This is a genomic window from Sphingomonas kyeonggiensis (genome assembly GCF_030812785.1).
In the GTDB taxonomy this organism is placed as follows: Bacteria; Pseudomonadota; Alphaproteobacteria; order Sphingomonadales; family Sphingomonadaceae; genus Sphingomonas; species Sphingomonas kyeonggiensis_B.
In genome coordinates, this window is record NZ_JAUSTJ010000002.1 from 438,902 (window position 1) to 451,846 (window position 12,945).

Consider the following 12,945-nt stretch of genomic DNA (forward strand, 5'->3'; position numbering starts at 1 on the left):
GAGGGCGTGTCCCTCCCCGCGCATTGCGGGCCCTCCCCCGACCCCTCCCGCTCCGCGGAAGGGGAGCGATGGTGGTGAGGGTGGGGAGTGAACATGACCAATCCCTTCGATCTTTCCGGCAAGACTGCCGTGGTGACCGGCGCCAATACCGGCATCGGCCAGGGCATCGCACTGGCGCTGGCCGCGGCGGGTGCGGACGTCGCCGCCGTGGGCCGCACGCCGGCGCAGGAAACGGTGGAGAAGGTCCGTGCGCTGGGCCGCCGTGCCGAGATCATCTCGGCCGATCTCTCGACCATCGAGCCTGTGGGCAGGGTTGTGGACGAAGCTGTGGATAAGTTGGGCGGGGTCAACATCCTTGTCAACAATGCCGGCATCATCCGCCGCAACGACAGCCTCGATTTCACCGAGGAGGATTGGGACGCGGTGGTCGACACCAACCTGAAGTCGGTGTTCTTCCTCTGCCAGGCGGCGGGCCGGCACATGGTCGCGAACGGCGGCGGCAAGATCATCAACATCGCCTCGATGCTGACCTTCCAGGGCGGCATCCGCGTGCCGAGCTACACCGCGTCCAAGTCGGGCATCGGCGGGCTGACCAAGCTGCTCGCCAACGAATGGGCGGGCAAGGGCATCAACGTGAATGCGATCGCGCCCGGCTATATCGCCACCAACAACACCGCGGCGCTGCAGGCCGACGAGACGCGCAACCGCCAGATCATGGAACGCATCCCCGCGGCCCGCTGGGGCTCGCCCGAGGACATGGGCGGTGCGGCGGTATTCCTGGCCTCCTCGGCGGCGGACTATGTCCAGGGGCATATCCTGGCGGTCGACGGCGGGTGGCTGGCGCGATGACCATCGCCTTTTTCGGTGAGCTGATGCTGCGGCTCTCGCCCCCGGGGCGCGAGTTGCTGCTCCAGACGCCGAAGCTCGAAGTGAATGTCGGCGGGGCCGAGGCGAACGTCGCCACGGGCTTGGCATGCCTGGGCCACTCCGTCCGCATGATCTCCGCGGTGGCGGACAATCCGCTGGGCGGCGCAGTGATCGGCGAGCTGCGCCGGCGCGGGGTCGACACCGCGACGATCGCGTCGGAGCCGGGCCGGCTGGGCCTGTATTTCCTGACGCCCGGCGCGGGGCTGCGCGCCTCCGAGGTCGTCTATGACCGGGCCTACTCGGTGTTCGCGCAGCGCCCGGCGGACAGCTGGGACTGGGACGTGCTGCTCCAGGGCGCGACCCGGCTGCATCTGTCGGGGATCACCCCGGCGCTTGGCCACAACACCGCCAGCGCGGCCATTGCGGCGGCCGAGGCGGCGAGCGCCAAGGGCATCCCGGTGTCGTTCGACGGCAATTACCGCGCCAAGCTGTGGGAGAGTTGGGACAGCGATCCCAAGGCGGTGCTGACCCGGCTGATCGGCCATGCAGACCTGCTGTTCGGCAACCACCGCGACATCTCGCTGCTGCTCGGGCGCGAATTCTCCGGCGACGGCCCCGATCGGCGGCGCGAGGCGGCGGAGGCGGCGTTCGCGGCCTTCCCGAAGCTCCAGACGATCGCCAACACCGCGCGCCATGTCGACGATGCCGACAGCCATCGCATCTCGGCACGAGTCGATACGCGGGCGGGCGGCTACCAGACCGAGGAAGTGCTGATCGCCGGCATCGTCGATCGTATCGGCGCGGGCGATGCCTTTGCCGCAGGGGTGATGCACGGCCTGATCGAGAGCAATGGCGATGCGAAGGCGGCGGCGCATGCCGGCCTCGCGCTCACCGCGCTCAAGCACTCGCTGCCGGGCGATGCGAGCCTGTTTACGCGTGCCGATCTGGCCGCGTTTGCCGAGGGCGGACTCGACGTCCGTCGTTGAACCTCGCCCGATCCGAGGCGGGGATATTTGGGTCGGGAGAGAGAGATGCAGGTTTCGCGGCGTAGCATTGTGGCGGGCGGCATGGTGCTGGCGGCGGCGCCGCTGATCGCGCGCGCGGCATCGGGTGAGGCGGTGGTCGAGACGCGGGCAGGGCGCTTCGAGGGCGATCGACTCGACGGCGGCATGCTGCGCTTCCGTGGCATCCGCTATGGCAACGCGCCCCGCTTCCGCGCGCCGGTGGCCTTTGCGACGCCGGGCGTAAGCGTGCCCGCGCATGACTATGGCCCGATCTGTCCGCAGGGCAGGGGCGACCAGACCCAGTCCGAGGAATGCCTGTTCCTCAATGTCTGGACGCCCGGCGCCAATCCGGCGGCGAAACGTCCGGTGATGCTCTACATCCATGGCGGCGCCTATTCGAACGGCACCGTCACCGTGCCGCTCAACGACGGCGCGAAGCTGGCGGCGGCCGAGGATGTGGTGGTGGTTACGGTGAACCACCGGCTGAACGCGCTCGGCTATCTCTACCTTGCCCGTTTCGACCCGCGCTTCGCGGACAGCGGCAATCTCGGCCAGCTCGATCTGATCCTTGCGCTGCAATGGGTGCGGGACAATATCGCGGCGTTCGGCGGCGATCCGAAGCGGGTGTTCGTCTTCGGCCAGTCGGGTGGCGGCGCCAAGATCGCGACGCTGATGGGCATGCCGGCGGCGAGGGGCCTGTTCCACTCCGCCGCGACAATGAGCGGGCAGCAGGTCACCGCCTCGGGTCCGATCAACGCCACCAAGCGCGCCCAGGCCTATCTGGCGAAGCTGGGGGTGAGGGAGGACAATCTCCAGCCGATGCTCGACATGCCCACCGAGAAGCTGGTCGATGCGCTCGACGCGACCGATCCGATTCTTGGCGGGGGGCTCTATTTCGGGCCGGTGCTCGACATGAAGTGGCTCACCCGCCACCCGTTCTGGCCGGACGCCAATCCGCAGTCGCTGTCGATCCCGATGATCCTCGGCAACACGCATGACGAGACACGCGCCTTCATCGATCCGGGTTCGGCGAAGGTGAAGGGGCTGACCTGGGACAATGTCGCCGCGCGGATGGCGCCGGAGCTGCGCATGGACCTGCTGCCCGAATGGGTGGTGGGGCAGTATCGCGCGCATTTCCCGTCGGACACGCCCGAGCAGCTCTTCTACCGCGCCACCACCGCCGGGCGGAGCTGGCCGGGGCAATGGCTTGAGGCGGATGCCCGGGCTGCTGCAGGGGCCAAGGCGACCTGGGTCTATCAGGTCGATTACCAGTCGCCGACCAAGCCCGAACGCGGCGCACCGCATACGATGGACATCGCGCTGGCCTTCGGCACGCTCGACGCGCCAGGATCCTATGCCGGCACCGGGGCGGCAGCGCAGAAGCTGAGCGGGCAGGTTATGGGCGCCTTCGCGGCATTGGCGCGGACAGGACGACCGGTGGCGAAGGGGCTGCCCGCCTGGGCGCCCTATACGCTGCCCAACCGTGCGACGATGCTGTTCGACGCGCCGAGCCGGCTGGCCAACGATCCGCGCAAATGGGAGCGCGAGCTGTGGGGCAGGGTGCCGTATATCCAGCCGGGGAGCTGAGGCGCCCACCGTCATCCCCGCGAATGCATCGTCATCCCCGCTAAGGCGGGGATCCAGGGTTTCTCTGCCGGCTCGCCCGCGACTCTGGATCCCCGCCTTCGGTGGGAATTATGACACCGGTTACCAGATTGCTGCGCACGCAAGCAGGTTTGTCTTTGTCCTACGAGCCATTATGGTTGGCAGATGGAGAGAACCGGAAAGCCCACGATCAACGACGTCGCGCGTATCGCGGGCGTCTCGAAAAAGACCGTCAGCCGGGTGATCAATCGCTCGCCGCTGCTCAACGGCGAGACACGAGCCAAGGTCGAGCAGGTGATCGCCGACCTGGGCTATGTCCCCAATGTCCAGGCGCGCGCGCTGGCGCTGCGCCGCAACTTCCTGATCGGCCTGATCCACGACAATCCCAATGCCCAGATGGTGATGAACGTGCAGGCCGGCATGCTCGAGGCGATGCGCGACACCGAGTTCGAACTGATCGTCCGCCCGATCGATCGCGGCAGCTCGACCATGCTCGAGGATGTGCGCAACTTTCTCGAGCGGCAGCGCCTCTATGGCGTGATGTTCCTGCCGCCGGTCTCGGAGAACGAGATGGTGGCCGAGCTCTGCCGCGAACTCGGCATCCGCTATGTCCGGATGGGTTCGGCGACGCTGGACAGCTCCGAGCACATGGTCGCGTCGAACGACAGCGACGTGGTGACCGAGGCGGTGAACCACCTGATCTCGCTCGGCCATCGCCGCATCGGCCTGATCGCGGGGCCGCACGGGTTCCGCTCCGCCCGCGAGCGCCGGAAGGGCTTCGAGAACGCGCTGGAGGAGGCGGGGATCAAGCTGCCGCGCAGCCTGATCGCGGACGGAAACTACACGTTCGAGACCGGGCTTGCCGCTGCCGACCGGCTGCTCGACCTGTCGCCGCGCCCCACCGCGATCTTCGCGTCGAACGACGAGATGGCCGCCGCCACGCTCCACGCCGCGCGCCGCCGCGGGATGAGCGTGCCCGAGGATTTGTCGATCGTCGGCTTCGACGACACTGCCATCGCCTCGCATATCTGGCCGCCGCTCACCACGGTGCACTGGCCGATCATCTCGATGGCGCGGTCCGCGGCGCTCAAGCTGCTCGCCGAGTTCTTCGGTGACGATGGCAGCGCGGTGGAGGAGCCGTCGCTCTTTCCCTCGACGCTGATCCACCGTGCCTCGGTCGCCCCGCCGCGCGAGGGGTAGCTGCATTCCCCTCCCTGCAAGGGAGGGGCTAGGGGTGGGTTAGAAAAGGTCGGGCTTGATGCCCGGCCTTTTCTGTTTTCGGCCAACGGCTCGTTGGGCTCGCTGCGCTCGCAACCCACCCCCGACCCCTCCCTTGCAGGGAGGGGAGGTAGAAGGGCGTGCCTTCGCTGGATTTGGGCGCTGCACGCCGGCATTTCCCCGATGTTGCTGAAATGCCGCAATCCCCCGATTGTGACATTTTCTTCAATGACACCGGTTGACATCGGTGAATGGTAGCGTGATCAATAGGGTGAACAAGCGTGACTGATACGCTTGCGCCCAAGCGGACGAGAAGATTCGCACAAAGGGGCGTGGGAGGGGGCAAGTCGCGACATGGCTGGAAACTTGCGGGGAGACGGAGGTCGTTTTCCGCGATGCTGTGTCGTACCCTGATTCCAGGCTTCCCGGGGCGCATCGACCAGTGCTTGTCGATGAAAGATCCTTGGGGAGGATATCGATGATTTCTACCGCTGACACTCTGGCCCTGCGCCGTTCCGCGCTCCGTGGCACGACGGCGCTCGGCGCGCTCGGCATGGCGCTGCTGATGGCCGCACCAGCCTGGGCGCAGACCACCGAGGCGACCACCGCGGTCACCGCCGCTGCCCAGGACGATCCCCAGGCCCGGCCGCAGGACCAGACCGAGAGCGGCGATTCGATCGTTGTCACCGGTTTCCGCGCGTCGCTGGCCAATTCGGTCAACATCAAGCGCAACTCGAACCAGATCGTCGATGCGATCACCGCCGAGGACATCGCCGATTTCCCGGACGCGAACCTGGCGGAATCGATCCAGCGCCTGCCGGGCGTCTCGATCGACCGCGACAATGGCGAGGGCCGCACGATCACCGTGCGCGGCCTGGGCGGCGATTTCCAGGCGGTGCGCCTGAACGGTGCCGACGCGCAGAACGTCGCGGGCGGCAACCAGTCCGACGCCGGCGCCAACCGCTCGCGCGGCTTCGACTTCAACACCTTCGCCTCGGAGCTGTTCGGCGGCATCAAGGTGACCAAGTCGACCGCGGCCGAGAATGACGAAGGCTCGCTCGGCGCGATCATCGACCTGACCACCGGCCGGCCGCTCTCGTACAAGAAGAACAGCTTCGCGGTGGGCGCCGAGGCCGAGTATCGCGAGAACGGCAAGAAGTGGAACCCGCGCTTCACCGGCCTGGCATCGGTGCGCGTGACCGACAATTTCGGCATCCTGGTCTCCGGCGCCTACCAGAAGCAGGAACAGCAGATCGACGCATATCGCCGCAATATCGGCGTGTTCGAATATACCTATCGCAACTCGCAGATCGCCGGCGTGACTCCGAACGTGTTCGGCTTCGCCCGCCCGAGCAACCAGGGCACCGGCGCCACCTTCGGCTCGGACCCGGCCGCCTATGCGCTGGTCACGCCGACCACGATCATCCCGGGCCTGCCCTCGATCGGCCGCCAGTATCTCGATTATGAGCGGATCGGCGCCACCGCGACGATGCAGTGGAAGCCGAGCGCCGGCACCGAGATCACGCTGGACGGCGTCTGGTCGCGCTACGACCAGAACAGCAACAACACCGGCATCACCCCGATCGGCCTCAACCGCAACGGCACCAATGCGCGCGTGGTCGGCACGGGCAGCGCCGGCCTGCGGGCGATCGGCACGACCAACGGCAATGCCGACCGCGTGGCGCTCTATGCGAACTGCGTGCCCAGCGCGATCATCGACTGCAATGGCGAGCAGGCGGGCAATGGCGTGGGCCAGGCGGCGCTGCCAGGCTATTTGAACAGCCTCAACCCGAACAACCTCAACCCGTTCGATTACTACAATAATCCGGCCTCGCCGGGCTATGTCGCGACGGCGAACCAGACCGGCTATTACAACGAGCTGCTCGGCCGCCCGAACACCAAGATCCGTGCCGCGCATGTCAACGGCGCCGGCCAGGCCGATTATCTCGTCCTCGACGATGTCGACTGGCGCAGCTTCGCCGACACCCAGTTCGGCCGCACCGACTTCAAGCAGGTGACGCTGAACGTCCACCAGGAATTCGCGCCGGGCTTCTATGCCGATGCGACCGGCGGCTGGTCCAAGTCCGAGTTCCGCGCCTATGGCCTGCTCGCCGAGTTCAACGCGATCGACCGCGACGGCTATACGTTCGACGAGCGCGACGGCGGCAAGATGCCGGTGTTCAACCCGGGCTTCGACGTGGCGAACCCGAACAACTGGACGCTGGTCAAGGGTCTGTCGACGATCCGCTACTTCACCAACACGGTGGACAACGAGTTCAAGGTGGCGCGGGTCAACTTCACCTATGAAGCGCTGCCCGAGATGTCGATCCGCTTCGGCGGCACGGCCAAGCAGTTCGCCTATGAGGGCGACCAGGGCCGCCGCAACCAGTCGATCGAGGCGATCAACCCGACGCTGGCGGAGGCGAAGCTCAACATCACCGATCTTGGCCAGACGATCGGCTTCGGCCAGGGGCTGAACGTGACCCAGGGCACGCCGACCAGCTATTATGCGCCGGACATCAACAAGTTCATCAGCCAGTTCGGCATCAACTGCAACTGCGTGAACAAATGGGGCGATTTCCGCGCGGTGGTCGATGGCCGCCAGCGCTCGGGCGTGACCGAGAACGACGTGTCGGGCTTCTTCCAGGTCGACTACAACGTCAACCTGCTCGGCCGTCCGCTGCGCGGCAATGTCGGCCTGCGCGTCGCCAATACCCGCGTCTCGGGCGCGGGCAATGTCGGCGGCGCGGACGGTGTCGCCGGCCTGGCGGTGACCGCCAAGAACGAATATTGGGACTGGCTGCCCTCGATGAACGCGAACTGGGAGGTGATGGACGACCTGCTTGTCCGCTTCGCCGCGTCGAAGGTGATGTCGCGGCCGCAGCTCTCCAGCCTGACGCCGGGTACCACGGCCTTTACCACCAGCCTGAACGCCAATGGCACGGCGCCGTCGCTGACGGTGGGCAACCCCTATCTCAACCCGTTCCGCGCGACCAATCTCGACCTGAGCGTCGAGAAGTATTTCGCGCATAACGGCTTGATCGCGGTGAACCTGTTCAAGAAGAAGATCGACAGCTTCCCGCAGCAGGTCGCGCTCGAGGCGCCGCTCGGCGCGGTGTTCGAGCCGGAAGTCTATCAGCAGGTGCTCGGCTTCATCACCAATCCCGCGCTGCTCAACTACACCATGGCGGGCGGCACCTGGGCGATCCGCCAGTTCAAGGATGCGCCGGGCGGCGACATCAAGGGCATCGAAGTCAATCTGCAGACCGACTTCTTCTTCCTGCCGGGCTTCCTCAAGCATTTCGGCGTGACGGCGAACTACACGCACATCGACTCGAACCTGAGCTATCTGACTGGCACGGTGCTCAACACCAGCCAGACGATCTCGGGCACGGCGGTGAACAGCTATGCCGAGGGGCCGTTCCTCAACACCTCGCCGGATGCGTTCAACGCGACGCTCTACTACGAGGACAGCAAGTTCTCGGCCCGCGTCTCGGGTTCGTGGCGCGCCCGCTACGTCAACCGCTTCCCGCTCTCGACCGGCACCTGCTCGGTGGGCACCACCACCGTCGGCGGGGGCCCCTGCAACTCGCCGGTGTTCGCGGACTTCGGCTATAACGAGGACCAGCTGAACATCGACTTCGCGCTGTCCTATGCGGTGACCGACTTCGCCAAGCTGTCGGTCGAGGGCCGTAACATGACCAACTCGCCGCAGTATCGCACCATGTATGCGGCGAACCCGGTCTCGCAGACCTATGCCAGCACCGGGCGGATCATCACCGCCGGGCTGCGCATGACCTTCTGACCTTCGGGGGAGGGCGTGGGGCGGTGCCGGCTGGCGCCGCTCCATTCCTGGTCCCCGGATGGGCACTCCGTTGCTCACTGGCCGGCGCCATGCCTCCAGGCGCCGGCCGTTTTGTGTGCGGGCAACGGGGTTAGATCTCCACCTGGCTGCCCAGTTCGACCACGCGGTTGGTCGGCAGCTTGAAGAACTCCATCGCGCTTTCCGCATTGCGGACCATCCAGGCGAACAGCTTCTCGCGCCAGATCGCCATGCCGGGGCGCGACGAGGCGATCAGCGTCTGGCGGGCGAGGAAATAGCTGGTTTCCATCGGCTTGAACGGCTCGCCCGCCTCGGCGCCCAGCCCGCGCAGGGCGGCGGGGATGTCGACTTCGTCCATGAAGCCATAGTGGAGGACCACCCGGTAGAAGCCTGCACCGAGCTGGGTCACGTCGTTGCGGGCTTCGGGCGCGACGTGCGGGACCTGCTCGATCGCGACGGTTAGGATCACCACGCGCTCATGCAGCACCTTGTTGTGCTTGAGGTTGTGGAGCAGGGCCGGGGGAATGTCGTCGGTACTGGCGAGGAAGACCGCGGTGCCAGGCACGCGCTGCACCGAATGGCCGGCGGACTGGATGAATATCTGGATCGGCATCGCCCCTTCGTGCAGCCGCGCGCGGACCAGCTTGCGCCCGGTCGCCCAGGTGGTGAGCAGGGTGAAGGCGATCGCGGCGACGAGCAGCGGGAACCAGCCGCCATCGGGAATCTTGGTGACGTTCGAGGCGAAATAGAGCCCGTCGATCAGCAGGAAGCCGCCGGTGACCAGCCCGGCCACCACCGGCGGCCATTTCCACACCGCGAAGGTCAGCACGCCCAGCATGCAGGCAGTGATGAACATCGTCCCGGTCACCGCGATGCCGTACGCCGCAGCGAGGTTGCTCGAGCTGCGGAAGCCGAGGACGAGCAGGATGACCATGACCAGCAGGAGCCAGTTGGCCAGCGGGACATAGATCTGGCCCGCGGCTTTCGCGCTGGTGTGGAGGATGCGCAGACGGGGGAGGAAACCGAGCTGGACGGCTTGCTGCGTGACCGAAAAGGCGCCCGAGATCACCGCCTGCGACGCGATCACCGTCGCCATCGTCGCGAGGATGACGAGGGGGAGTCGGGCCCAGTCCGGCGCCAGCAGGAAGAAGGGGTTCTGGACCGATGCCGGGTGGCTGAGCAGCAGCGCCGACTGGCCGAGATAGTTGAGCATCAGGCAGGGGAAGGCGATGTAAAGCCAGGAGACCATGATCGCCTTGCGGCCGAAATGGCCCATGTCGGCATAGAGCGCCTCCGCACCCGTCACCGCCAGCACCACCGAGCCGAGCGCGAGGAAGGCGAGCATCGGATCGAGCAGGAAGAAGTTGAGCGCGTACCAGGGGTTGAGCGCCCAGAGGATATCCGGGTTCTTCGCGATGCCGAACGCACCGAGCACCGCGATCACCAGGAAATAGAAGACCATCACCGGGCCGAACAGCTTCCCCACCCGGGCGGTGCCGTGCGACTGGATCGCGAACAGGCCGATCAGGATGACGATGCTGATCGGCAGCACCAGCTCGGACAGCGAGCTCTGGACGGTGGCGAGGCCCTCCACGGCGGACAGCACCGAGACCGCCGGCGTGATGATCGCGTCGCCATAGAAGAGCGCGGTGGCGGTCACGCCCAGCGCGGCGATCCACGGCGTCCAGCGCGTCTCGCCGAGCTTGCGCTGGATCAGCGCGAGCAGCGCGAGGCTGCCGCCTTCGCCCTTGTTGTCCGCGCGCAGGATGATGAAGACATATTTGACCGTCACCACCAGCATCATCGTCCAGAAGACCAGCGACAGCACCCCGAAGATGTGCGCCCGGTCCACCGCCAGCGGGTGGTGGCCGATGAAGCTTTCCTTGAGCGAATAGAGCGGCGAGGTGCCGATATCGCCGAACACCACGCCGATCGCGCCTACCGCCAGGGTGCCTAGCCGATCCTGATGGCCGGGTTCGGCCGTGTGTGTGGTGTCCAAGGCGTAGCTTTCACTTCCGGCACCGCCCTCGGCGCCCTCGAACCCGCCTAGTATCCAGAGGTTCCGGCCCCAGCCAACGATTTTATGGAATCTTTATGGTGGGTACCAACTTCCCCGTGGAACCTTAACTCCCCCCCGGACCACATCGCCACGCGACAATGTGGGAGTTTCACCGTGGGTTTGTCGTTGCGTCATCTGGAGGAAGGAACCGGGGGCTGGCCTGCCCAGCTCGGGCTCCGGCTGGGCGGCGTGCTGCTGCTCGGCGCCTGCGCGCTCGCTGTGTGGGCGCTGGTCGTCTCGATGCATCGCCCGCCACAGCACAGCGCAAGTCCCGCCGAGTTCGGCGAGGCAGTCTCCTCCGTCGCGGCCTGGATGCTGGGCTGGGCGCTGCTGATCGAGGGGCCGGGCCTGTTCCGCCTGATCCCGGTGCCGCCCCGCCACGTTCGCTTTGACAAAGGGCGCTTCGACAAGGGGCGCTTCGACAGATCGCGCTTCGACGCACCCCATTCGAAATAGGGAAGAAAACCATGAACGACCTGATCTGGCTGGGGGCACTGGCAGGGCTGGTCCTGCTCACCCTCGGCTTTGTCCGCCTCTGCGACCGGGCCTGAGGAGAACCGCCATGCCGCTGCCGCTCATTCTCGCCGGGCTCACCGCTTTGGGCCTGCTCCTCTACCTCGTGGCCGTGCTCGTCCGGCCCGAGCGCTTCTGATCGGAAATCTCCATGACCGTCCAAGGCTGGATGCTGATCCTCGTCTTCACGCTCATCCTCGTCGCGCTCGCGAAGCCGGTGGGGCTGTGGCTGTTCGCCATCTATGAGGGGCGGCGCACGCCGCTCCACACCGTGCTCGGCCCCGTCGAGCGCGGCTTCTACAAGCTCGCGGGCGTCGACCCCAATGCCGAGCAGGGCTGGCGCCGCTACGCGCTGCACATGCTGGCCTTCCAGGTCGCGACCTTCGCCTTCACCTATTTCATCCTGCGCTTCCAGGACCTGCTGCCGCTCAATCCGCGCGGGCTGGCCGGCCAGTCGCCGGACCTCGCCTTCAACACGGCGGTGAGCTTCACCACCAACACCAACTGGCAGAGCTATTCGGGCGAGACGCTGTCGATCCTGAGCCAGATGCTCGGCCTGACGATCCACAACTTCCTGTCGGCGGCCACCGGCATCGCGATCGCCTTTGCGCTGTTCCGTGGCTTCTCGCGCAAGCAGGCGAACGGCATCGGCAATTTCTGGGCCGACATGACCCGGGTGACGCTCTACGTGTTGCTGCCGGCCTGCCTGCTCTACGCGATCTACTTCATCGCGAGCGGCGTGCCGCAGACCTTCCTGAGCTCGGTCGATGCGACCACGCTGGAAGGCGCCAAGCAGACGATCCTGCTCGGGCCGGTCGCCTCGCAGGAAGCAATCAAGATGCTCGGCACCAATGGCGGCGGCATCTTCAACGTCAATTCGGCGCACCCGTTCGAGAACCCGAGCGCGCTGACCAACTTCGTCCAGATGCTGTCGATCCTCGCGATCGGCGCGGGGCTGACCTACACCTTCGGCAAGGCCGTGGGGAACACGCGCCAGGGCTGGGTGATCCTCGCCGCGATGCTGGCGATGTTCGTCGGCGGCGCCGCCATCACCTATTGGCAGGAAGCCGGGGGCACTCCGATGCTCCACCAGCTGGGCCTTGCCGGCGGCAGCATGGAGGGCAAGGAAGTCCGCTTCGGCATCGCGGCCAGCGCGCTGTTCAGCGTGGTGACCACGGCGGCATCGTGCGGCGCGGTCAATGCGATGCACGACAGCCTGACCCCGCTGGGCGGCCTGATCCCGCTGTTCAACATGCAGCTGGGCGAAGTCGTGATCGGCGGCGTGGGTGCCGGCATCTACGGCTTCCTGCTGTTCGCCATCCTCGCGGTGTTCGTCGCGGGCCTGATGGTCGGCCGCACGCCGGAATATGTCGGCAAGAAGATCGAGAGCCGCGAAGTGAAGCTCGCGGTGCTGGCCATCGCGGTGCTGCCGCTGATGATCCTGGGTTTCACCGCGCTCGCTTCGGTGCTGCCGATGGGGCTTGCAGGTCCGCTCAACAAGGGCCCGCACGGCTTCAGCGAGATCCTCTACGCCTTCACCTCCGCCACGGCCAATAACGGCTCCGCCTTCGCCGGCCTGAGCGCGAACACGCCCTTCTACAATGGGCTGCTCGGCGTCGCGATGTGGATCGGCCGCTTCTTCATCATCGTGCCCGTGCTCGCCATCGCCGGCAGCCTGGCCGCGAAGAAGGTGCACCCGGAAAGCGCGGGCTCGTTCCCGACGACCGGCCTGCTCTGGATCGGCCTGCTCATCGGCATCATCCTGGTCCTGGGCGGACTCACGTTCCTCCCCAGCCTCGCGCTCGGTCCCATCGCCGATCATCTCGCGATGATCCACGGCCAGCTCTTCTGAGGTC

9 protein-coding genes are annotated in these 12,945 nt (G+C 66.5%); 8 read left to right on the plus strand and 1 reads right to left on the minus strand.

Features of this window, described 5'->3' with window-relative positions; translation table 11 throughout:
* The first annotated feature begins 93 nt into the window (after nucleotides 1-93).
* The 5 genes from kduD to J2W22_RS11530 all read left to right on the plus strand — a co-directional run bounded on the left by kduD (nucleotide 94) and on the right by J2W22_RS11530 (nucleotide 8,499).
* Entirely contained in the window at nucleotides 94-849 is a 756-nt protein-coding gene (kduD, locus tag J2W22_RS11510; RefSeq protein WP_307118398.1) for a 2-dehydro-3-deoxy-D-gluconate 5-dehydrogenase KduD, read from the plus strand.
* Nucleotides 846-1,853 carry a sugar kinase gene (locus J2W22_RS11515; RefSeq protein WP_307118399.1) on the plus strand — a complete coding sequence of 336 codons (1,008 nt, stop codon included), beginning with the start codon at nucleotides 846-848 and terminating at the stop codon, nucleotides 1,851-1,853. The genes kduD and J2W22_RS11515 overlap by 4 nt, the downstream gene beginning before the upstream one ends.
* A 45-nt stretch (nucleotides 1,854-1,898) precedes the next feature.
* Complete coding sequence (locus J2W22_RS11520) at nucleotides 1,899-3,458, plus strand: carboxylesterase/lipase family protein (RefSeq protein ID WP_307118400.1); 1,560 nt, start codon at nucleotides 1,899-1,901, stop codon at nucleotides 3,456-3,458.
* A gap of 183 nt (nucleotides 3,459-3,641) precedes the next feature.
* Nucleotides 3,642-4,676 (plus strand): LacI family DNA-binding transcriptional regulator, encoded by a 1,035-nt coding sequence (locus J2W22_RS11525; protein WP_307118401.1) that lies wholly within the window; start codon nucleotides 3,642-3,644, stop codon nucleotides 4,674-4,676.
* 496 nt (nucleotides 4,677-5,172) lie between these two features.
* Entirely contained in the window at nucleotides 5,173-8,499 is a 3,327-nt protein-coding gene (locus J2W22_RS11530) for a TonB-dependent receptor domain-containing protein (protein WP_307118402.1), read from the plus strand.
* A gap of 130 nt (nucleotides 8,500-8,629) precedes the next feature.
* On the opposite strand, the gene J2W22_RS11535 is transcribed toward J2W22_RS11530, so the two are convergent.
* Nucleotides 8,630-10,516, minus strand: a complete 1,887-nt coding sequence (locus tag J2W22_RS11535; RefSeq protein WP_307118403.1) for a potassium transporter Kup — start codon at nucleotides 10,514-10,516, stop codon at nucleotides 8,630-8,632.
* A 174-nt stretch (nucleotides 10,517-10,690) separates the two neighbouring features.
* Here J2W22_RS11535 and J2W22_RS11540 point away from each other — a divergent pair, with 174 nt between their 5' ends.
* The 3 genes from J2W22_RS11540 (at nucleotide 10,691) to kdpA (ending at nucleotide 12,941) form a co-directional block, all read left to right on the plus strand.
* The gene (locus J2W22_RS11540) at nucleotides 10,691-11,032 is read left to right on the plus strand and encodes a hypothetical protein (protein WP_307118404.1); all 342 of its coding nucleotides are present in this window, start codon (nucleotides 10,691-10,693) and stop codon (nucleotides 11,030-11,032) included.
* Nucleotides 11,033-11,138: 106 nt separating this feature from the next.
* A complete protein-coding gene (locus tag J2W22_RS11545) occupies nucleotides 11,139-11,228 on the plus strand; it encodes a potassium-transporting ATPase subunit F (RefSeq protein ID WP_183994309.1) in 90 nt (29 codons plus the stop codon).
* Nucleotides 11,229-11,240: 12 nt separating this feature from the next.
* Entirely contained in the window at nucleotides 11,241-12,941 is a 1,701-nt protein-coding gene (gene kdpA, locus J2W22_RS11550) for a potassium-transporting ATPase subunit KdpA (RefSeq protein ID WP_307118405.1), read from the plus strand.
* Nucleotides 12,942-12,945 lie beyond the last annotated feature (4 nt).